Raw genomic sequence first — 21,525 nt, forward strand, 5'->3', positions numbered from 1 at the left:
TCGTCGCTTTCGCCGTTGGTGTTAACGGTGGATGGGTGATGGCACAGACTTACTTCGGAATGAAAGAGCTACGCAAGGTCTCGCCTTGAACACCGTTCGGCACTATCTATGTTCATGCGAGCAACCGTAGCGCAGGTTCAAGTACCGAGCATAGCTCGCGCTTGTGCATTCCAGCGGCTGCTTTGGGTCGATTCCTGCCTGTCGCAGGAGTCGCTGGATTTTCAACCTGGCAACCTGCTAAGCTGGGTCGACCGGCTTGATTCGGCCAATACCAGTCATTCGCACAAGTCTCGGAGCAGCTCCTGTTCCCACGAACTCCTTCACTCGTTCACAAGGCTGTACTCGCGATCAAAACCGAGGCCCCCGAGAACGTTGCTGTATAAGCCAATGTTCGCCATGTCGATTTTGTAGTACCTAGCGACTTGGTCGTGTGGCCCGGTGCTGGGCGCATTCGCAAGCAGTATTTCGTGTTCCGCAGGTGTCAACGGGTCGGGTAACGGTATTCCGATCGACCTTACAACGAACGTCGCGTACGTATCGGTCTTCTCCGCCAGCTCTGCTGGCTCAAGCTTATGAGCAAGGTCGTTTCGAAGCCTGTTGAGATCACCCATTGCTTTCCAGATCCAGTCATCCTGCGAAATCTCATTGCAGAATGCCCTGGCTACCTGCAGAGATTGCGCAAACGAGAGCTTCGCGTTTCTCATCGCTGCTGGGTTTGCAGACTTCTTTTCCAAGAAGGTTCGAAGCAAATCCTCAATCAGCAGATGCGTCTTCAGTATTGAGAACGTTGGGTCGCCGGCTTTCAGAGTTATGGTCTGCATGAAGCGTTGCGAGAAGTAGTCAGGCACAGCAATTCTCCGATTGTCTAAAGAACACATTATTGCGCATAGTTCGACTAACGAGACTGCCTTGCAAGAGCGAGATCGGATTTTTGACGAGGTAAAGCTTTAACCTATTGCTGCCTTTATCACATAAGTTTACATACCACAACATGCCCAAGGAAACGAACTAAAGCGCATCCAAGAAACGGTTGAGAAAAGTTCGACGTGAAGCTCTGTGCTGGCGTTGCCAGCGATAGGTTGAACGTATGCCCTGGGGCGTAAATCGTCACCCCCAAGTTGCTGACGCTGCCGATGCCGCCGGAGCGGCGCAAGTGAAATATTATGGAAAGAAAAATTAGCTTGTGGCCCCTCTACGTACGGCGTTTTAGAAGGCAGCTTTCTACAACCATCCGCTTTTCATAAGAACGGCAAACCGGTTAAGCCTTTGGCACCTGGTTATCAAGCCGGTGCGCGACACTTCCGTCCAGCCGCTGGGCGAGCTAGATGATGTCGTGGATTCCGAACGGGCGCAGCGCCGGGCGGCGCCTCCCAGCCGCGTCGGCGGCATCGCAGGCGTCATTCCGTGTCAGCGCTGACAGACGACTCAAAGCCGTCCTTTCGGCTAGGGAGCGTACGATACTGGCGTTGGTGCGCTCGATCAATAGGTCGCGTTCGAATTCAAAAACAGCACCAAGCATGCACATGTTCATCTTGCCCGTCGTTTCTGGGACTGGCCCAAATGGCTTAACCGTGTTTTACGTTCCACTGCACCTCAAACCCCACGTTGACGGCGGCGCAGGCGTCTCGCAGCAATGGAGTAGCTTCGGTGATGAATGCAATCATGACCATTCTCCTCCAAGGTTGATGCGCGGGCGACGGCCACCGTCCATTGGGTCCCATTCCCGGTCAGTCGGGTGCCCCGATCCAGTTGCGGATCGTCGCCTCGGTCGCCGGATCCAGCACGATTTGCTCGCGCAGACACAAGGACCGCACATTGTTGACGAATTTTGCAGTCAACTCCCCGGCCGCGCTGGAATGCTCGTCGAAGCGGTGGCCGCGAAAGGCCAGCCCGCGCAGCACGAAATCGATATCGGCGCGGCTGATGGGGTGGCCCGCATCGCGGCAACGGTTACGCACCCGCTTGGCCGTTTCCAGAAAGTCGTACCCGTACGCGGCCAGGTCGGCGGACAGCATCTGGAACATCGCCCGGTACCGCGCCGGCGCCAGCAGTGGTACGCCCGCCAGTTCATGCAGCTGGCGTGCCATCGCAAGGATGGTGCTGTCGGCCGTCCATTCCTGGGTGGTGGCCGCGGGTGCTGCTGTGCCGCGCGCATGGCGCTGCGGGTCGTACACGACACCGCCGTCCGCCTTCCAGTCGAATTGCAGCGGCGCCAGGTCCAGCGTTTCCAGGAAACGGCGGAACGTGCCGCTGCCATACCAGTCGGCCGGCGTGGCGCCGGCATGCCGTGCGATGGACGTGGCCAGGCGCGCGCACGCCACCGGTTCCGGTGATTGCCCCACTTCACGACGCACCAGGTCGGCGAATAGGTTGACATGCGCGTTCGGCGCGGCAGGCACGGGTGGCTGGGGGGCAGCGCCGACGAGCGCGGGTTCCGCTGCGTCAGCGAGCTTGATGGTGCCGAGCGCGCCGCGCACGAACTCATCCTGGTCGATCACCAGGTCGGCAGAGGCACGGTAGGCCGCCGACGGAAAACCGATGGCCAGGATGGTCGTGCGCCGGTCCCATCGACGCAGCTTGCGCAGGACCGGGGTGAAGTCGGCATCGGCTGACAGCACGATGAATTCGTCATAGTGCGCCTCGTGCTGCAGCAGGTCGACGATGTCCAGGACCATGTGAATATCGGTACTGGTCTTGCCGCCGCTCGTCAGGACCGGGCAATCCGTGATTTCAAAGCCGGCCATGTTGAAGAAAGGCCGGAAGTGCTGGTACATTTGCGGATTCAAATAACACCGGCGCACCAGGATACGGCGCTTGCTGGTGCCGGTAACGTGTTCCGGCAGCGCCATGGAGTTGACCATCCAGCTGACCCAGTCCATCGGGCTTTTGGCAAACCGGTCCGCCGTGGCCGGGTCGAGCCGTCGCAGGCCTGAATAGATATTGTCGAAGTCGATGAAGAGCGCGCTCTTCATCGTGCGCTCCGGCGCGGCGAAGCAATGCTATGCATGATATGTCCTCGTTGTTGTTGGGGACGGCGCATCAGCTGTCCTGGCGGGCGGTGTAACAGACACGAAAGCCAACCTTCAAGTGGTTGTTCCGGCCAACGTACCAGGCCGGAAACAATTCCCGCTCTAAAGGCCCACGGCCGAGCGCGATGCCCGACGCGGTGCAGGCTACCGGTGCACGCACCGCATCGGGCGCCCCACCCTGGTAATCGCCCAACCACTCGCCAAAGCTGAGCGATGACAGGAACGGCAGCCCCGCGCTGTTCTGCACCCAGCACAGATCCGGCGCAAAACGTGTGAAGTAATGCTCGTTATAAGTCGGTGCCGGCAGCAGATTGCCGTCCGGGTCCTCGGCTGCGACGGCAAAGGTTTGCGCAGCGGGACCCAACGCCGTGACGGCGGCGCGGGCCGGTGCAATGTCCTGCCATTCGGTCGTCGTCAGCATGCGCACCGGCAGGCCGGTGATCCGTTCGAGCCACGCGCAGTACGCGACCGCGTCGTACCACGTCACGCACACGGGCCGGTCTCGCGCGTCGCGGCCGTTCATCTCGTCAAGGGGCGGCCAGTCTTGCGCTGTCCTCGCTGCTTTCGCACCACGGCGGTCGGCCCAGCCATCTTCATAAAAATTCCAGAACTCGTCGATCGTGATCAGTTCGGAGACCATCAGGTTGCCGGCCGCAAGCGCATGGGCGACGAAATCGACGTGGCGCACGCCTGACCTTACCTTGCGCGGCGCCAGGCCGTGGGTGGCAGCGAGGTAGCGCACCAGCAACTGATCGCTGCCGGGATAGGCAGGCACCGTGCCGCCGGTCGCATAGTAATGCAGTTCGGCATCGTGCTCGATCCGGTCGCGCCACACCCCTTTGGCAAAATGCAGTCCCGCCTTGATTTCGCGCGCACCGGGCAACGCGGTTGGCAGCTCGTCTGCAAAAAAGATCGGATGCAGCTTGTTGCCGGAAAACGGCGCGCTGCGCTGGTTGCGCACGACCCAGTCGAACGTGCCATACGGGCCGCGCAAGAAGACCAGGTTCTCGTTGAATGGCAGGACGTCCAACCATCCGCTTGTCGATTGCTCGATCCGGTTACGGAACAGCTGAAACAGCAAGTCCATGCGTTCCTCGTCGTCCGCACTCGTATTGTAAAGCTGGTACACCGGCACGGCACGGGCCGGTGCGACGAGATTATCGCCCAGCAGGTTGAGGCAGCAATCGATATCCCAGCGGTACGTCAGCAGCAGCAACTGGTGCAACGTCAGGCTGGCATACACAGAGTCGACATCGATCTCATCGTCGAGCGGTTCGTCTCCAAACAAAGGCTGGTCCGGCATCGCCAGCACGTAGCGCACTTGCTCCAGAGCCGGGCGAAAACAGAAGTTGCGCTCGCCGGTCAAGCGCGCAACGGCGGCCTGGAGGTCAATTGCGCCATATCCCCGCGCAGCGAACAGTTGGCTACCGACTCCCGTAAACAAGGTGGCTGGCATCGGCACTCCTGGCGCAAACAAGCGGTCTGCAATGGCGCGCGCCGTCAGCGGCTGCCCAAATGGCGGGTGTTCCCAGGTAATAAGGTCGGCGGGTTGGACCATGCCGTTTCGATCGAGAAACCGCACCAGTTCGGGCAGCGACTGGTGGATCCAATGCGCGAACGACGTGCCACCCAGCGCATCTGCCAGGCCGTCGAGCAAGTCCTTGATTTTCAATTGAGGGGACGAAATGACGTCCCCAGCCTTCTGGCGCGCCTTGCGCAAGGCGTGAACTGCTGCTTTCAGCTGCTCGGGATGCAAGCCTTGGGCCACGATTTCCCAGTAGTCGGTACGTTCGACACCAGGTTTTTGAATCAACAGGGAAGGCGTTCGCACGGAACGCAGCAATGGCTGGTGCATCGGATCTCCAAGCCCACCTCAGCCGAAGCTGTTTATGCACGGGACGAACCGTACTGTCTTGCGCAGGCGAGCAAAAGAACCTGGACGACCTTCGAATCTGGAGAACGGCTGAGAAAGCATGCGCTTCCCCTGGCGCTGTTTTAGCCAATAAAGACAGTCATATCAGCCGTGGTAGCGCCACACACAAGAAGCATACTACTTGATATTGTTGATTGTCAACAAAAGCGCTGCGTATGTCGCGCCCCTGCGCACGCACCTGGTGGCGCCACGTTGCTGTGCCGTGACGCACTAATCCACACGCATACGTTCGTGTGCACGGAGTTAGTTTCCAATAATCAATTTTGTGCTACGGTGTAATTCCCCCTCCAGGAGTTTGGGTTTAAGGTGCAGTGGAACGGCATACCGAGTTAAGCCTTTGGCACCTGGTTATCAAGCCGGTGCGCGACGCTTCCGTCCAGCCGCTGAGCGAGCTAGATGATGTCGTGGATTCCGAACGGGCGCAGCGCCGGCCGGCGCCTCGCAGCCGCGTCGGCGTCATTCCGTGTAGCGCTGACAGACGACTCGAAGCCGTCCCTTCGGCTAGGGAGCGTACGATACAGCGTTGATGCGCTCGATCAATAGGTCGCGTTCGAATTCAAAAACAGCACCAAGCATGCGCTTGTTCATCTTGCCCGCCGTTGCGAGGACTGGCCTAAATGGCTTAACCGTGTTATGAATTTCTGAAATAGATTCGACGTTTTGGAAATTACTGCGACTACCGGGCATGAAGTAGCGAAGTTCACCGCTTCTTGGTGAGTTACGCTGGCCGCGACGAACTTCCGCTTTCGGCCAATACCGGACGATCGTTGTGCGTAGGTCGCGTCATAAAGGAACCTGATGAAACAAATTTTTGGCTTTGCCCTCGGCATGGCAATTGGAACTTCGCTATATACTTTAACTGTGCTTTGCGTCCTTCCTTCCAAAAGAAGGCCCGCTATTGGCATATCGCCCTAATCCTGAGAAACGGCCCTGCATGAAAATCTTTCAGTACCTGGTGATGGCGCTAGTCGTCTTTGCGTTCATACGCCTCTTTTTCTTTTCACAGCCGCGGGCAGGGGCCACTAACACTGGCGACGGTGATGATGACGCCAGTCACCCCGTCATTGAAGTCAATCCAGCGAACGGGCTGCCGATGATGGGGGGAGTCGACATTAACGGAAATCCAAGCGGTGTTGATGATGATTGAGGATGGCTACTATTTGGTTACGGGTGGTTCGATGCGCTCGGCATTGGCCGCACAAGGCTCTCCGTTGCCACGAGCAATCATCCTCATCGCGCCTCCCTACAAGCGGATCGATGGCGAGGTCGTGAGGACGGTTGTTATAACGGAGCATCAGGTATTTCTTGCCGAGTCTCCGGTTATGGAAGATGGAAAACACATAATGGATATTGTCCGCACGCGGTTGGCTCTAGCCTAAGGAGCTATGTAACAGCAAAATGCGTTACAAGTTTGGAACTGGCAGACACATCAGTCTGCAGTGCGCACTGAGCTATTCATGTCCGCTATCGGTCGGTCAGTTGCCGTATGCTGACCGGCAGGAACCGGCCAAAAGCGGTCCTTCGCGTTCTCCATCCTGAACGAGTCGGAACCGGTTTGAGTGGGCTCCTGGATCAGAGCGATCGCCGAGGGTGTCTCTCTAAAATCTGTGAGCACGGAGACTGCATCGCCCCTATTGCAACTGTCTGTCAGGCGCTACACCGAGCGTGGTACGTGGCAGGCGGCTGCCGCATGGTCAGCGAATCATTCCCCAAAATGTTTTCTGAAGTTCAGGGCCTATGATCATGAGGCTCTTCTGTTTAGGCGGCGTAAGATTCGATGAGCGTACCGGGAACGTATTTCGATTGCCTCCTGTGTCCCCTGGTTAGCGATGGGAGCGGTTGCCGGTAACGCGGGCTGCATTTCGGATACCTGCTACCACTCCTTCCGAACGAATAACTGCCGCTATCTGGTTTACCTCGAGTCGGAAATCGAGGACGAAGAGCGTGATTGCGTGATGACGCGAGTGAAAGGAAAACATGATCTCTTCCAGCGTTCTTTTGGGGCTGACCAACTGGTGAATGCGCTGATTGATTTCCCACCACAATACTCGGCCGTCACCTTTGCCAATAAGACTTGCCATCACGGAGCGTGGGTCTTTCTCTGCCCAGTTGGTGGTAAAAATGGTTTCATTTGAGATCATCCTGGTCTTCATTGGATTGTGCCTTTTATGCGTTGTTGAATAACGTCTGGTGACTACAAGATCGATCATAAATGCCGATCTTTGCGACGCAAGTCGAGGTCGCTTCCGCTGTCGTGATAAGAGCCAGGGAAAAGTTATTCCAGCTCTTGTAAGTGCCCAAGAGGCGGGCCTCAGAGCGTCTAAAAAACCGCTCTACACTCCGCCAACAGATGAAGGGGCACGCAATAGCAAGAAACGCCTGATGGATATGTCCAAGGTGTTCATAACGAATGCGAAGTTTGGGAAATCGGGGAAGCCGTCCGAGCGTAAGTTCAACGATCAGACGCCATCGGCCGAGCCGCTCGTGTGACTCGATGCCGTATTGAGCAACACGTGGGACGATACCTCCGTGGCGTAACCAAATGTGATGTGCGGGAGAAGCCGGCGGCAGGCAGTTGAGCACATGCGTAACCTGGTCCGCCAGCGTGGCCCCCATCTGTCCAAAATATAAAGGACTTATCGAATGTCACTTCGTGTTTGAGGTTTTGTTAGAAAATCTTAGTCGTTATCGTCCACGTCCAGCGCTTTACGCACAACTGACTGCATGTAGTTCATCAGCTGCCAAACGCCCCAAACGAAGTAAGGCATAAGCATTCCGAGAACGAAAAATACATTCATTCCCTGGTAGACCAGCGAGAGCACTTCATCAGGGTGCAACGCCACGTTTGTCGGAGCAAGAAGGGACTGCAGGAATCGCAGCAACGAGGGGCAGAGATAGTCTAGGATCATAATTCACCCGGCGACAGCGGCACGTAGAACAGTGAACCGTGCCGTGCACGCAGACACCACAATGCGCAACCCGACAGACCTTAGCCAAGACAACGTGATCGTATGGTGGACGCAGTCAAGGTAATACAGTGAAAGCTGAACGTCGACGCTCGGGGCCACGGCCATGTAGACCCGGCCGTACAGGTTCCGCCACGCGGCCATTGGATTGCCTTTACGGTTCATTAACGCGTTCAACGGACGGTGATCGCTTTCAGCCACATCAGTTTCCTGGACGCTGAATGCGGCAGAGAGGCGCAGCTCGACCCGTTGCGGAACACAAAGTGCGCCCTTACGTTCGCGTACGGCCCAGTCGGTACCTATGACTGGCGTATTTTCGACTTCATTTGCTGGCATATATCCCTCGCTTTAAATGTGGCGACGGCCAGGAGTCCGCCGCAGGAGTCGCACGCCATCTGCGTGCTCGTGTATATATTCACGTTAGCAGGGCAAGACGGCGGAGCAAGTCGACTGCAGCGTCCAAGGTCCTTCCTTACATCTCTGATGCAACCCTAAGCTCGGCTAGGCTTTGTTGCGTAAATCAGGGATCGCCAGCGTAGAACCCGAGGGTCTGGTAGCCTGATTGTATGAAACCGGGTCCTCAGAAGTGCCGCACCGCGAATTGGAAGACATATAATAAAGCGCTCAGAGAACGTAGCTCCCTGCTCATCTGGCATGACTCGACAATGAGCTGGCATGGACAGCCGGAGCGCGAGCATGGACGCAGCGAGATATTTAGCGACCAGGCGATCCAGTTCTGCCTGAGCATCAAGTACCTTTTCAATTCGCAATTGCGCCAGACCATGGGGCATGACGTAAAGCCTGCTGCTTGGGTGAAGCGCCTACTGTCCGCGAATCGGTCCAGGCCCACTGGCTTTCCTGAGCACTTCACGCGCCGAGCTCAGCGCATATGGCGCGACCTGCTCGCCGGCGGCGCTGCGCACCAGTATCTTCTCGGTCCAGTTCAGACTGGCCGGACATTGATCGAAGCGGCGCAGCAGACCTGCTGCATTCAGCATGCGCAGTTGCGCCCCCGCTTCCTCCCGAGTGGTGATAGTGGCACCTGGAGCCGGTATTGCCTTCTGCGGTAGCCGTATCTCCTCCCATTCCCCGCGCGCCAGGTGGCGCTTGAGATTCGCCGCCCAACGCTCACGCACCGACCCCCAGGTTTGCCCCATCAGGTCAGCACGCATCGCTCTCGCGGCCCAGTACACCGCAGGGTGCGACCACTGTCCCATCTCGCCCCTGCGGCGCGCTTCCAGCCCTGCCAGCGCCTCTTGATAGACTGTGACTGGGTCCAGTGCGGGCAGGCAGAACTCAAGGAATTCGCCCCATGTCGGCGCGAATTTCAGGCGCTCGCACTCGGCCAGTCCGCGTCGCACTTGGCCGGTGGTCAGCCGGTTCGCGCGGATGCGCTCGAACCAGGTACGCTTCATGTTCGCGATCCCAGTGTCGATCCCCTCTACCGTGATGCCGCTGCGGTAGGCGTCGAGGAAGTGGTTGCCGTATCGGCCGTGTAGTTCGGCAAACAGCCAATCGATGCCGTCGTGGTCAGTTGATGTCGATGATGTGCTTAGGTTCATAGGTCGCTCCAAGTCCGATTGATTTTGCTGCCGCTGCGCGGCCCGCCTCGCGTCCGTGCCGTGGCGAGGCGCGCGCTGACGGGGCAAGTACCCCATCCACTTGCAGGTCCTCACCGTTGGCCTTCCAGCGCTTGATGATTGCGATGACGTAGTCGGGCGAAATGCGCGCGGTCAGTCCCTTAGTGCGCCGTGCTTCCTTGCACGCAGCCTGGATCGTGGCTGGAGTTACGCCTTGCTCGGCCAGCGCAATCAGGAGCAGATGCGCTGGCTGCGCCATCACGCCTTCAGCGCACATCATCTTCGACAAGTCGGCGGCGGTGATCGCGCTCGCGTGCGCGTCGCCCGCGCTATCTTGCTGTTCTTGTTCCTGTTCCTGTTCCTGATCCTGTTCCTGATTCGGCTTAGGCTTGGGCGAAGCCTTCGGGCTAGCCTTCACAACTTTCGCCAGCACCTCGTCCAGTGCGGCAACGAACGGCTCTCCCATCTCGGCCAGCACCTCGCGCATCCTGGCCAGCGCTTTTACTTTCAACGCACACTCCGGCAGCAGGTCGAGCTCCACGCCCCATGAGCGCACCACGTTCGGCGACTGCGGCAGGTTGTGCTTGAGCGCGTTTGGCAGCCACATCAGGCGCGCGCCGAAGTCCACCTTGGCCATGCCACAACTGGTCAGTTCGTCCAAGGCATCCGTGAAGTCGTCCAGCGACCAATTTAATTCCTCGGCCATGGCGGCGCGCCCGGCGCGGAACAGCCCAGGAACAGGGCCGGTGTGTGGTCCTGTGAGCAGGTAGAACCACAATCCCTGGCCAGACGGCAGCAGCGGCGAAAGCTCACGAAATTTCTGATCAGTCCAGGTACGAACCTCAATTTTGCGGTAGCGGCTCATAGCGTTCTAGTAGACCGTTTCCGGCTTCGAGATCAGGGCCAGTGGCCACAAATTTCCAGCTTTCCGGCATGTGTCGATCAACTGCAGGATCGGCGATCGCATCGTATGGACTAATGCCCGGGAGCGGTCTTGACGTAGGGCTGTAACCTGCGCGCCCTCGTTGCGCAATTGCGCGTATTTTTTTTCGAGCAATTCCATGGTTAGCACTTCTCCTCAAGGACGAGTTCAAACTGATTCGAGGCCATTTGCTGCTCTCGTAACCGTTGAAGGATCTGACGTATTCGGCGTGGCGTGACTTGGAGAAGGCGCGCAAGCTCCGAGCTCGATTTACCGCTTATGAACTGCGCGACCGACAAGATTTTGGCTACGCCGGGCTCGTTCGGGGCGGACGAGGGTAGCGCTTCGCCGTCGTCGTCCGTAGGAACGGCTAGGCTCTCGATGAGCTGCTGCGCGCCGTCGTCACTGTCGATCGATATAGCGGCGCTGTGAGCGCCTAGTTGCTGGCGCAGCTTTTTGTCCAGATAGCCGAGTAGGAACGGCTCTAGGTTGCCTTTGGCTGGGTCGTATTTTGAACCTTGTTCCAGACAGATGAGGCTGAGCTCCTGCCTGATATCCTCTCGGGACACTCCATATTTTGCTGATTTCGCGCTGATCTGAGCAGCGTGTGCACGCGGAAACGTGACTGCGAGCTGATGTAACTCGTGCGGGGTAAAGGACATATCTTCCTCGTCGACTATGTGCGTCCAGGCTCGAAATGGGACTGCAGGTAGGTGCGAACTAGAAGAGGCAAAACTCATCTTCTGCCCGGTCGCACGGCCGGAAATTTTGTTGTGCGTTCGAGCGGATAATCAAACCGTGGAGCCGATCACGGACGATTACGCTGGGCGCAGAAAATTTGAAGGAAGAGTTATCGCGGCACTGACGAGTTGCCGAGGAGTATGACGATGAAGACCTACTCGCAGTGGGCGAGTGGCTCAAGAGAGTATTGAGATGACGCTCCAATGCAAGCCAATGAAAGGCCTGAGGAGGTCGATTTAAGATTGTTTGAGCAGGCGAAATGCCTGGCGATGGGAGCATTGCCGCTGGGCGACGCAATAATTGTAGCGACTTGGTTTCCAGGTTGCAAATTAAATTCTTCGACGCACTTTAGCGTCGGCTAGCGCTCTCATGGGAACGTTGACAAACTGATGCGATAGCTTTCCTGATGCGTCGATGGAGGGAGTGTATGGCGAGACTCGGCTTTGATCGCGAAAGCAGATTAGTGCACGAGCGAAGGAGAGCTGAAATTGCCCATTGGAACTTACCATTGTTGACTTGTAACCTCTTCTGCCCTACTATGTAGGCTCGCTCTGCGGAACTTTACCCAAGCTTTCACTCCTTAAAGTGAAGCGCCCCAACAAATCGCCCACCAGTGTGGTGGCTGCAAGTCTCGCCTTCTGGCGTAGCGATTTTCTTTTCGCCCTCTTTAGACTACCGTTTTCCGCTCTCAGCAAGCGGATGACGGATCGGTCAAATCAAATTATCGCGACGGTTTGCCCGGCAAGGCAATAGCTCAAGCTCGTCGTCGTTCCCAATTCATCGAAGACAAAAGTAGTTACAGATTCGGCCCACTGAGGCCCATCAGCCAAACGAGATGACCGGTTGTCGAACAGCATATCCCTATCAAAAAAGAGAAATTAACCCGTGCCAGCGCTACGGGTGATCTGCCTGTTCGGCAGGATGCGCTACGCGGGAACGGCGTGAGAGTTCAGACCTGGCGACTGGGAGCCGGGCGACTGGTGCTCAAAGCACCTCGGTATCGCCGTAACGCCAATGAGGGCTGCGATACGAAATCGATGTTTCGAAGTTGGGATTCCTCATCCCGGCACTTTTGGGCGTGGTTTCGGGCGACATCGTTCTGACCTTGGGGACGGAACGGTCGCAGGACGTTGAATTCTGGGAGGATAAATGAATCAGCAACAGCAGGGCGCTGCACAACGTGAGCATGAAGGACACCCTTCGCAATGGACCAGCTTTACGTCACTTGAGTTCGAGCGGCGGACCCACGTAGATACCGCATGTGCGGCTTACCATCTGGGGCGAAAGCCGCAGACGCTGCGCGTATGGGCATCTTCCGAGACAGGACCTCTACGGCCGGTTCGTGTCAACGGTAGACTAGCTTGGCCGGTAGCGGATATCCGTCGAGTTCTCAGGACTTGAAGCCGCAACTTGGGCGGACGACATTGCTGAGGCTCTGTCGCGTTAGGGAGCGTCGAGGGGCCAACCAGGGAAGCTACGGCGCGTGACCCGATGTGATCCTTGGTTGCATCCGCTGATATGCGGCCTATCCGCTGAGCTACCGGCACCTCGAAAACATGATGGAAGAGCGCGGCGTGGCGGTCGACCATTCTTCGATCAACCGGCGGGCGATTCGTTTCCTGCCGCTCATCGAGAAGATGGCCCGGAAACACAAGCTCAGTTCGAGCAGTCTGGCCATTGTTAGTACTATGACTACTGCTCCAGTGCAAACAATAATCCAGTCGTGCTTGCGTCTAACGGTTGGCCTGCAATTCTGCAACCGTTTGCTGCAGATTTTCAAGCAGAACCGCGATGATGTGGTTGCGGCGAGAAATGATCGAACTTGTAAAGAGCAACAGGCTTGCAATGAGTTCGTTCATGTCATCTGCAGAGTTGGCTTGCGATAACGTCGTTTCGACCTGTCCAAGAATGTCGAGTACGGTGGTCTGGCGTACCGGAAAGCTTGGGCGCGCCAATCGATCTGCTTCGATCAGGAGGATACTGACCCGGGCACGAAGGGCATATTCTTCTGTCAGTAAGGCATATGGTGACGTACCGGAATTTTCGGTAGATGGTACCGAGGTCAGTTGCCGTAATGCGTGATGAATTGCTTCCGACATATGCATGATCCGTAACGCAATTTCACGCACGCACTTACCAGATGAAAATGCGTTCGGTTCTATAATTGGCTGCATATCCGCTCCCTAATGTGAATTAAATGCTAAAAAAATCTGCATAGAGTCAGCTATTATTTCGATAAGCAGCAACGATCACCACTCGCTTGGCGCTCAACGGACACTTTTACAAGTGCGGGTAGTGCTTCTCCTAATTCGGCCAAGATAAAGCGGCACAAATTCTCTAATGTTGCCGGGCCGAGGGTCGTTATCTCATCGAGAAACCTGTGATCAAGCAAATCTCTCACTTTGGCGATTTCACTCCGCACGAAGCCTAGGTCAGCAAGCATCCCGCTCGCGGCATCGGGCGCACCGGCAAGCGTAATCTCGGCATGATAAGTGTGGCCATGAATGCGCCTACTTCCTTCAATATCGACTGCCCGCTCCAAGGTATGCGCGGCTTCGAAGTAAAATTTCTGACTAAGTTCGTATTTCATTTGGTGCGATTTTCTCAATGGCGGTTAGGTCGTGCCGATGGTGTCCGTTGCTGCACGGTTTTTTGCCGAGTTGTTCACGTTGCTGTCTCTTTGAAGCTTTTATACCCATTCATGCGCAATTCACACGCTGGACAAATGCCGCAGCCATAGCCCCATTCGTGCATATTGCTGCGCTCTCCGATGTAGCAGGTATGGCTCCTCTCTCGTACGATTTCGAGGAGCGTCTTGCCGCCCAGCTCTTTCGCCATTTCCCAGGTCTGACGCTTGTCGAGCCACATGAGCGGCGTTTCGATGACCAAAGGATAATCCATGCCCAAGCTTAACGTTACCTGCAGAGACTTAAGCGTGTTGTCTCGGCAGTCGGGATAGCCAGAGTAGTCAGTTTCGCACATGCCACCGACAAGTATCTTTAGCTCTCGACGGTAAGCGACTGCCGCAGCATAGGTAAAGAACAACAGGTTTCGGCCGGGTACAAATGTGTTGGGCAAGCCACTTTGTTCCATCTTGATGGTGCGTCCGGACGTCATTGCCGTGTCGCTGATTGTCGACAGTAGCGTCATGTCTAGCATGTGGTCGTCGCCGAGCTTGGTTGCCCATGCTGGGAACTGGGCACGTAGCGTTGCCAAAATGTCTTTCCGGCAAACGAGTTCCACTGCATGGCGTTGACCGTAATCGAAACCGATCGTTTCGACGTGCTCGTAACGCTGCAGTGCCCACGCCAAGCAAGTCGTGGAATCCTGCCCGCCCGAAAAGAGAACTAAAGCTGTGCTTGTCATCGTTGGCCCCTTTCCTAAGCGGCAGCCTGTTGAAGGTGGCGCAAGCTGCGCTTAAGCGAACGAATCAGATAATTCGTCAGTATGTTGATATCGGTCGGCGTGTTTTGGATACCGTTCCAGGGCGTCGTGAGCACATCGCCCAGTTGCCAATTACCACGCGACCAAGCCGTATGTGGCTTGAGTGCCTTGAGTCCGGCGACGAACTTGTCATAGTAACTGCTACAGCCCTGAAGGTCGGCTGAGCACAAGTGATCCATAACGAAGCCCATTGCGACCAAGCCCGCGCCATGACGCAGGCGGGACGTCTTTGGATTCATACCTATCCACTCTTCACCAAAAACTTCAATAACGGCCTTGAAAAAATCGTTGAAGAGATGAAAGGAGGCCTCTTCAAGCGCCTTCATACTCTCGGGCGTGAGATTGCTCTCTTGGATCAGGTCACGGATCGCGCCGTCAGAAGCAGAGTTCAACACGATCTTCTGCATCGCGGTGTCGCTTAACGCGCCCTTTGGATTGGTATGCTGGCGAACCTCGCCGCGCAGCACTGAATCAGGACGAAAATTGAGACGGTCGACCAGTCGGGCAGCAAATTTGCGGCTCGTAAAACGCTCGGGTAGGCCATCAACGTTTGGCAGCAATTCGTAAATCAGCGTCTTGGGTAAGGGACGGGTGTTATTGATCAATACGAATTGTTGGACCAGTTCGTTGTAGTCCTTGCAGATCAGGGCAGCGACAAATACTTGGAAGCCGGGCTTGCGAATACCTGAAAGTGCGGTCAGGCGCTGCTGGCCGTCGACGACGAATCCTGGGCGGTTTGCCCCTTCAGGCACGCTGATCGTCACATCGACAATGCCGGATCCCACATCCGTAATCGTGACGTTGCCGAGGAAGGCGACGATAACCGCGTTCGGCAGCAATGCGTCATCCCGCGTGAGGTAATCGCGAATTTCCTTAATGTGCGGCGCAACCTGGTGGCGCTGGAAACCTTTCAGTTCGCCTGCGTCATCGCGGCCAACGCGGTCTATCTCGGAAAAAGCAAGTACATCGGCCGGCTCCGCGGCGAAGCAAAATACGTCGTGCCCTTCGGCTTGCTGGGCACGAATCGCTTTGAAATGGTAGTTTTTCACAAATTTTTCTCTAGGATGCGTTGGACGTGCTGGTGGTAGACGCCGAGATTATGGAACCCGCGCCGGCGGTTGCGGTTTGCCGAGCGGAAAATGATGACGTCCACACCGATATCGAGGCAAATGTCACAGCCGCATCGTTTCCAGGGAGCGTCTTTCAGAGTGCGCTCCACACGCTCCTTGGTTTTCTTCAGGCTTTTCTGGTGTTTGTCGCTATCGCCGTCTAGGGTCAAGAACTGCTGGTAATCCATAATTGCTTCGACCGTAGCTTCCAGAGTTTCCTTTTCTTTGTCGAACATGCGTAGCGCCGTCAAGGCGATCGCCTCGCGTTTTTGCAAATCCTCCGCGTTGAAGATGCCTTGCTTGATACCTCGCATCAAGCGAGAGTTCTCGACAGCCTGTGGAATGCGAACCGCAGCGTAGTAGTCCAGCCCACCGTCGCTGTTTGGCATGTAATAGTTTGCCTTTTCATCCATAAACGCCCGGATCAGTGGAGAGGTCGAATCAAAACTGGTGATGCCATAGCCCGTGAAATCCTGGATCGAGTCGGCTTTGGCGAAACCCAACAGATGGATGTCGGTTTCCGGTTTGATCGTGTCACGTAGCGCCAGTAGTACTTTGTGGATAACGTCCACCTTCAGCGGTACCAGGCCCCCAATCGCAAGGTAGCGGTAGCCCATGTCTTCCAGTTGCTTTGCTGCCTGTGCAATGCTATGAGGAGACCATCCTTGCACTGCACCCATAGGTACGAATGGCATGCCTTCGGCACTGCAAATGCGCATGAATTCGCGCGCATTCTCGAGGCTCAGTTCATAGCGGTAACGCACGTCCCGATTCATGGCTTCGAGCGGCGGGTTACCGGTGTCGCATGCAAAAATGATGTGGTCCGGCGAGACGCCGTGCGTGAATCCGGCGTCGGCATAAAATTCGAACACCTCCATCGGTGAAAAGGCAGGCTTTTCCTGGTCGACGTAAGCAAACGCGCCGCAATCGCCCATAACCATCGCATCTTTATACTCAGGGGCATCAAGGCGAAGGAATTTGCGCGCACCGTCACGCAGCAGGCGTTGTTCCTCTGCGGTCGAATATCGTACTTTGGAGTTGGCTACGCCAGGAGCCTTGCGCACCGCGCTCATTGCAACAAGTAGACCATCGTACGGTGTCGGGCTCATCATCTGATGTGCGTATGCATCATCCCAATAACGGCGCCGCTTCGGCGCATTGCGGTCGTTTTCAAAGTCGTACCCAGGATCCACATAGTCGTGGGTGTCAGAATAGAGAAACTTCATTTTCTTGCTTCAGTAATGTATGCGCGCACCAGTGCTTCCTGGAGGCGCTTCTTGTCTTGGGAGGTGCTTTCGATATCGTTCCAGCGCAATCCGATGGATTCCCACACGCCCGATGTCCAGCGGCAAAATGGGGCAACCCTCTCCACCTCTTTGCGTACAGCTGCGTAGGACTCGTTAGCGCCAGATAAACGCGCATAGATCCGGTCCATCAGCACACCCATCGCCAGAATGCCTGCCGAATGCATCAGTCGGCTCTGGCGAGGATCTTTCCCCCAAGCCTCTGGAAACACATCGCGCACTGCCGACCAGTAGGTAACCAAGATCGTGCACATCGTGTCGACATCGCCGGGTTCTGTATCTGTCGGCTTGTAGGGCGCAAGTGCGCCCAATGGATTAGACAGGCTTTGGCGAATCATCTCGACGACGGCGGTATCGGTGATCACGGGCGCACCTTCGTCCTTCTTGTCTGAAGGACGCTTGATCATGTTGTAGAACGGCGATTTGTTGTTCCGGTTAAGCCAGTTGCACAGCTCGCTCGGCGCCTTGCGCTTGCGCAGGTCTCGAGGTAGCAAGATGTTTCGGGTTTCCGGAAGCAGTTCATCGATTAGGCGCCGCGGCAATGGCTTGGCCTTATTGACCAGGACAAACTGCTCGCGCTGGACTTCGAGGTTGTCCGAAACGAAGGCTACAACTGGCACCGGGAAGGACTGGTTGGTCGAGCGGGAGAGGGCAATCGAACGCTGTTGGCCGTCGACGATCCAGGCGACCCGGTTCCCCGCCTCGAAGATCGGGATCGTGAGGGTGCCGGTTTGGCCGACGCCTTCATCCCGGTTCGGGCGGGTGCCGCGTGACGCGGTAAACCGCACTTCGGGTGACATCGCGAGGATGATCGAATTGGGAAACAGCACGTTGCCCTGGTCAAGGTAGTCGGTAATGCCCTTGACATGCTGTTGAATCTCCGGGCGCTGGAATCCTTTAACAACGTCATGTTCGTCCCGTTCGATGCGAGAGATGTCGGCAATCCTTACGATATCGCCGCCGCGAATGAAAAAGGCGTAGACATCCTGTCCGTCCCCTTGGGTCGTGTGTAGTGCCCGCACGACGAGTTCCTGCTTATCCATGGGTACCTGATTTATTGTTGAGCTCTGTGAGGATGTGCTGGCGAAGCGAGCGGAAACGCGACTGTTCGCAGGCTATCAAGGCTTCGTCACGCAGGAAACGCAGCATGGTCGTGGATCTTCCATTGAGGCGTTCCCAGTTACTGCGTAGCAGCGCCATGATTTCTTCGTCCGTCTTGCGCTGGCGTTCCGGTAAGACCGGTTTGCGCAGGGCAGCCATGGCTTCACTTACCTGTCGACGAGCCTCCTCGAGCGGCAAGGAGTAGGCTTCCAGAACAGCGACATAATGGCGCAACGCACGCTGAGGAAAATCGCTACGTGTTCCCGCATAGGTGTCCAGACCTTCCAGGCGCTCGTCGTACGGCATGACTGTCGATTGCAAGCGCGCCGGCAGCGTTGACGCTCCGTGCGGCGACGTAATGATGCGCAGTCGCGCTATATCACCTTCGCTCAGGTCGGCTAGTTCACGCGCCAACAAGCCCAGATAGGCCGACGGTACAGCAAGGAGCACGGTGGCGCCTGGGAATCGCGCGACAAGTTCGGTGAGGGATCGCTGTGTTCCGACTGCATGAATAAGCGCTTGCCACCAGTCAGCCGGCGACTTACCTAGTCGCAGCAAGCACTGATGCAGCGCGTTATCCGCAGTTGGCGACGTTGTGACGTTGTAAGACGGGATATGGTCCTCCGGACACAGCAGGCCATGTCCCGCAGACACAATGTAGAGTGGCGCCGAGAGGCTTTCTGCTGCGCGTTTCGCTTCAGTGATGGAACGTCCTGCATACAATTCGACAGCGACCTGCGTCTCGCTCTTGCTGAGGGTCTGAACCTGCTGACTCCAGACTCGCGCCAGTTCAAACAGCGAAGCGGCAGTGTCCGTACCCTCGAGCGCGAGCACGGTACCGGCCTTTTTCTTTCTGTTCGTGCAACTCGTGATGACGATTACGTCGCGTGCTTGTGTCATTGTAGAATTGCTGGATTAAAAGTTTGGGAAGCCGCAGTTTGGCACAGCTGTATTTTCTCATCTACTGCACTTAATTGCTAGGTCAGGAAAGGGCGGGCGCAGTTATTTTGGGTTTTTAAACGCAAGTACACGAAAACTGTTGGTGCTGCGCTGGGGGGGCTCATGCAGCGAAGCCGGCCGAAGCGCACCAACTGCGCGATGGAAACGCTCCTTCTCCCGTGACTGCCGAGATGTTGGACAGCACTAAGAAGGGGAGGGGGCTGGTCAAAAGCGCGGTGCAGAGGCTGGAGAACGGCGACAGCTCTGAGGGAGCAACTGCAGAATTGACGACGTGTCTAAAGGCCATCTGATATCCTGCGCGTTTGCTTGCCAGCAGACTACATACGCTCGAGTTCAGCCACCATCTACACTGTTAAAATCGTGAACAGGGGCACAGGCTCGATGTTGCTAACTCTTCCTGCACCCCGATCTCTCCTCTAGAAGCCATACAGTAGTAGGGCTAGGGTACAGGCGGGAGTGGGAAATCCGTTTTTATGCGGATTTCGCTGGCGTCTGAGAGATTAACTATGCCTTACATCATCTACATTGCTACGCTCGTCGCCGCCAACATGGCTGTTGCCTCGTTCGGCCCAGAGGTCATGCCGATCGTCGCTTTCCTTTTTATCGGGCTTGATCTGACCCTGCGCGACAGCCTGCACGATCAATGGCGTGGAAAACATCTTTGGCCGCGCATGCTTGCTCTGATCGTAGTGGCCGGTCTCGTGTCCTATGCGCTCAACCCAGCAAGCGGTGCGATCGCCATGGCATCGGTGGCTGCGTTTAGCTTGGCATCGTTGGCGGATGCTGCCGCTTATCAACTGTTGGTAGGCCGCTCCTGGTCGGTGCGAGCCAACGGGTCCAATGTCGTCGGCGCTACCGTCGATTCGCTGGTCTTTCCATTGCTAGCGTTCGGCGCCGCGCTGCCTTGGATCGTAGTTGCACAGCTTGCGGCTAAGATCGTTGGAGGCATGGTATGGGCGCTGTTAATTGCACGAATTAGGCGTCCTGCGCCGCCAAAAGCAGTCTGAGCGGAGTTCGACCTAAGCGAGGCCAATAGCCTTGCCCATGCGAAGGCTACTTACTCAACCGGTGTACATGCTCGCCACCTCCGCCTGACAGTTTGCTCGTCGCATTCTGCCCCCTATCGACCAGCAGGATCTCACCGGCCTGCGCTCCAGATAGCACAGCAGCCGAGTGCGTCGTCAGCAGGATGGATGGGCCCAAGGTCCGCAGCAGGGATAGCAGCTGCCTTTGCACATCCGGGTGCAGGCAAACCTCCAGTTCGTCGACGGCGATGAGGTCGGCGTCCTCGGGCCGGGCCAGATGGGTCAGCAGCTGGCATAAGATTTGGAAGCCAAACCCCGCCTAGAACAATTCGCGATCGATCCTGCGCTCGGTGCAGAACATGACGAGGCGCCGGTCCTCGGCATGCTGCTCAGGCATGGCAATCGACATGCCGGGCCAGATCGACTCGATCATCTCGCGGAAGTCGGGGAAACGTTCGCGGTTGCGGTACCAGTAATTGCGGAAGTGCCGTGCCGCTCTTGGCGTGCCAGCGGCACGCTTAACTGTTTCATCAATGACGAGCAACTCTTCCTGTTCAAGCGGGCCGAGCACCGGCACAGCGCGGATCCGCAATGAAAATTGTTGCCGGAACTGTGCAGGTGGCGAGATGGTTTTGGCGGCTTCCCAGTACAGGATGCAGCCACCGTCTCGTGGGAAATGCAGGAAGAGACTGTTGTCGTTTTCCAGCGTGAATGTGATAAGGGTGCTGACGTCGGTGTAGTCGGTATGAACGTTTTCGATCTATGTCGGAAGGTTCGCTTCCGGAATGTGCTGGCCCATCGTCATCTTGCACTTGGCATCTTCGACGCGGGTCGCAGTGCGGCCCTGGGCTATGCGCATCGCATATTCATATCCGCAGCGCGCTCAGGAGCGTCGATTTGCCGCTGTTGTTTCTTCCAACTAGAAGGTTGATTTTGCCCAGGTCTAAGGTGAAATCCTGCATCGCCTTGTAATTGCTGAATTCGATTTTTGTGATTCTCATGTTGCTTTCAGGAGTGCTGTTGTTATGTCGAGTCGGTGGGGGGCGGTTCCCGAGTGCGGCAGCCGGATTCAGGTTAAAAAGGGAAGCCATTCATTAGTAATTGTCCAGTGTCGGCCACTTGGATCTCGACGCTATTCTGGTACCATGGCTAATCTAATATTGGTGAACCGGTACGCCGCCACATGTCTGCAAGCCCAAGCTCATCCTGCTGTTGCCATCACTGGCTCATGGTTACCTGTTCTTTGATATCCACCCGACGATTCGCGGCGCGACCCCGTGCCGTTCGGTTATTTCCAAGAGGTCTCTCTTCGCCGATTGAAACCGCTTGCACGGCTGTTTCGTCAAAGACTTTGGAACGCAAATATTTCCTTACTGCTTCCGCAGGCTTCATGCCCAAACTCAAATCGTAA

20 protein-coding genes and 4 pseudogenes are annotated in these 21,525 nt (G+C 56.5%); 4 read left to right on the forward strand and 20 right to left on the reverse strand.

The window, feature by feature from the left end; translation table 11 throughout:
- Positions 1–320: 320 nt before the first annotated feature.
- From AC56LV_RS16810 to AC56LV_RS16825, 4 genes and pseudogenes are all read right to left on the reverse strand, one after another.
- A complete protein-coding gene (locus AC56LV_RS16810; protein WP_499559262.1) occupies positions 321–848 on the reverse strand; it encodes a hypothetical protein in 528 nt (175 codons plus the stop codon).
- A gap of 551 nt (positions 849–1,399) precedes the next feature.
- Positions 1,400–1,537 (reverse strand): annotated as a pseudogene (locus AC56LV_RS16815) (recombinase family protein); the annotation flags it as partial.
- Positions 1,538–1,727: 190 nt separating this feature from the next.
- On the reverse strand, positions 1,728–2,972 hold the full coding sequence (locus AC56LV_RS16820) for an NYN domain-containing protein (protein WP_499559264.1): 1,245 nt from the start codon (positions 2,970–2,972) through the stop codon (positions 1,728–1,730).
- Positions 2,973–3,039: 67 nt separating this feature from the next.
- Entirely contained in the window at positions 3,040–4,884 is a 1,845-nt protein-coding gene (locus tag AC56LV_RS16825) for an SUMF1/EgtB/PvdO family nonheme iron enzyme (protein ID WP_499559266.1), read from the reverse strand.
- Between the two features lie 1,012 nt (positions 4,885–5,896).
- Between AC56LV_RS16825 and AC56LV_RS16830 the strand changes: the two genes are divergently transcribed.
- Positions 5,897–6,109 carry a hypothetical protein gene (locus AC56LV_RS16830; protein ID WP_499559268.1) on the forward strand — a complete coding sequence of 71 codons (213 nt, stop codon included), beginning with the start codon at positions 5,897–5,899 and terminating at the stop codon, positions 6,107–6,109.
- Positions 6,110–6,785: 676 nt separating this feature from the next.
- Here the strand turns inward: AC56LV_RS16830 and AC56LV_RS16835 are convergent.
- Both AC56LV_RS16835 and AC56LV_RS16840 read right to left on the reverse strand, forming a co-directional pair.
- Entirely contained in the window at positions 6,786–7,172 is a 387-nt protein-coding gene (locus AC56LV_RS16835) for a hypothetical protein (protein WP_499559270.1), read from the reverse strand.
- Between the two features lie 468 nt (positions 7,173–7,640).
- A complete protein-coding gene (locus AC56LV_RS16840) occupies positions 7,641–7,871 on the reverse strand; it encodes a hypothetical protein (RefSeq protein ID WP_499559272.1) in 231 nt (76 codons plus the stop codon).
- Positions 7,872–8,494: 623 nt separating this feature from the next.
- On the opposite strand from AC56LV_RS16840, the pseudogene AC56LV_RS16845 reads away from it, so the two are divergent.
- A pseudogene (locus tag AC56LV_RS16845) lies at positions 8,495–8,716 on the forward strand (transposase); the annotation flags it as partial.
- 33 nt (positions 8,717–8,749) lie between these two features.
- On the opposite strand, the gene AC56LV_RS16850 reads toward AC56LV_RS16845, so the two are convergent.
- From AC56LV_RS16850 to AC56LV_RS16865, 4 genes are read right to left on the reverse strand one after another with little or no spacing between them, the layout of a single operon-like run.
- Complete coding sequence (locus tag AC56LV_RS16850) at positions 8,750–9,490, reverse strand: hypothetical protein (protein ID WP_499559698.1); 741 nt, start codon at positions 9,488–9,490, stop codon at positions 8,750–8,752.
- Positions 9,459–10,373 carry a hypothetical protein gene (locus tag AC56LV_RS16855; protein WP_499559274.1) on the reverse strand — a complete coding sequence of 305 codons (915 nt, stop codon included), beginning with the start codon at positions 10,371–10,373 and terminating at the stop codon, positions 9,459–9,461. Before AC56LV_RS16855 ends, AC56LV_RS16850 begins: the two co-directional genes overlap by 32 nt.
- A 6-nt stretch (positions 10,374–10,379) precedes the next feature.
- Entirely contained in the window at positions 10,380–10,571 is a 192-nt protein-coding gene (locus tag AC56LV_RS16860) for a hypothetical protein (protein ID WP_499559276.1), read from the reverse strand.
- Between the two features lie 2 nt (positions 10,572–10,573).
- A complete protein-coding gene (locus tag AC56LV_RS16865) occupies positions 10,574–11,092 on the reverse strand; it encodes a helix-turn-helix domain-containing protein (RefSeq protein WP_499559278.1) in 519 nt (172 codons plus the stop codon).
- 1,572 nt (positions 11,093–12,664) lie between these two features.
- Between AC56LV_RS16865 and AC56LV_RS16870 the strand changes: the two are divergent.
- Positions 12,665–12,826, forward strand: a pseudogene (locus AC56LV_RS16870) (IS6 family transposase); the annotation flags it as partial.
- 78 nt (positions 12,827–12,904) lie between these two features.
- Here the strand turns inward: AC56LV_RS16870 and AC56LV_RS16875 are convergent.
- The 7 genes from AC56LV_RS16875 to AC56LV_RS16905 form a co-directional block, all read right to left on the reverse strand.
- The gene (locus AC56LV_RS16875) at positions 12,905–13,345 is read right to left on the reverse strand and encodes a hypothetical protein (RefSeq protein WP_499559700.1); all 441 of its coding nucleotides are present in this window, start codon (positions 13,343–13,345) and stop codon (positions 12,905–12,907) included.
- Between the two features lie 53 nt (positions 13,346–13,398).
- Complete coding sequence (locus AC56LV_RS16880; RefSeq protein ID WP_499559279.1) at positions 13,399–13,761, reverse strand: 6-carboxytetrahydropterin synthase; 363 nt, start codon at positions 13,759–13,761, stop codon at positions 13,399–13,401.
- A 74-nt stretch (positions 13,762–13,835) separates the two neighbouring features.
- Entirely contained in the window at positions 13,836–14,537 is a 702-nt protein-coding gene (gene queC, locus AC56LV_RS16885; protein WP_499559281.1) for a 7-cyano-7-deazaguanine synthase QueC, read from the reverse strand.
- A gap of 14 nt (positions 14,538–14,551) precedes the next feature.
- Positions 14,552–15,664, reverse strand: a complete 1,113-nt coding sequence (gene dbpB, locus AC56LV_RS16890) for a DGQHR domain-containing protein DpdB (RefSeq protein ID WP_499559283.1) — start codon at positions 15,662–15,664, stop codon at positions 14,552–14,554.
- Positions 15,661–16,950 (reverse strand): tRNA-guanine transglycosylase DpdA, encoded by a 1,290-nt coding sequence (gene dpdA / locus AC56LV_RS16895; RefSeq protein ID WP_499559285.1) that lies wholly within the window; start codon positions 16,948–16,950, stop codon positions 15,661–15,663. Before dpdA ends, dbpB (AC56LV_RS16890) begins: the two co-directional genes overlap by 4 nt.
- Positions 16,947–18,071, reverse strand: a complete 1,125-nt coding sequence (dbpB, locus tag AC56LV_RS16900; RefSeq protein ID WP_499559287.1) for a DGQHR domain-containing protein DpdB — start codon at positions 18,069–18,071, stop codon at positions 16,947–16,949. Before dbpB (AC56LV_RS16900) ends, dpdA begins: the two co-directional genes overlap by 4 nt.
- Positions 18,064–19,029, reverse strand: coding sequence for a DUF6884 domain-containing protein (locus AC56LV_RS16905; RefSeq protein WP_499559289.1), 966 nt, complete (start codon positions 19,027–19,029; stop codon positions 18,064–18,066). The genes dbpB (AC56LV_RS16900) and AC56LV_RS16905 overlap by 8 nt, the downstream gene beginning before the upstream one ends.
- A 566-nt stretch (positions 19,030–19,595) precedes the next feature.
- On the opposite strand from AC56LV_RS16905, the gene AC56LV_RS16910 reads away from it, so the two are divergent.
- Positions 19,596–20,096: a VUT family protein gene (locus tag AC56LV_RS16910; protein ID WP_499559291.1), complete on the forward strand. Its 501-nt coding sequence runs from the start codon at positions 19,596–19,598 to the stop codon at positions 20,094–20,096.
- 46 nt (positions 20,097–20,142) lie between these two features.
- Here AC56LV_RS16910 and AC56LV_RS16915 read toward each other — a convergent pair.
- The 3 genes and pseudogenes from AC56LV_RS16915 to AC56LV_RS16925 form a co-directional block, all read right to left on the reverse strand.
- Positions 20,143–20,418, reverse strand: a pseudogene (locus AC56LV_RS16915) (AAA family ATPase); the annotation flags it as partial.
- Between the two features lie 15 nt (positions 20,419–20,433).
- Positions 20,434–20,691, reverse strand: coding sequence for a hypothetical protein (locus AC56LV_RS16920; RefSeq protein ID WP_499559293.1), 258 nt, complete (start codon positions 20,689–20,691; stop codon positions 20,434–20,436).
- Positions 20,692–20,980: 289 nt separating this feature from the next.
- The gene (locus AC56LV_RS16925) at positions 20,981–21,205 is read right to left on the reverse strand and encodes an AAA family ATPase (RefSeq protein WP_499559295.1); all 225 of its coding nucleotides are present in this window, start codon (positions 21,203–21,205) and stop codon (positions 20,981–20,983) included.
- Positions 21,206–21,525 lie beyond the last annotated feature (320 nt).

The organism is Telluria sp. RB2R28 (assembly GCF_059685835.1).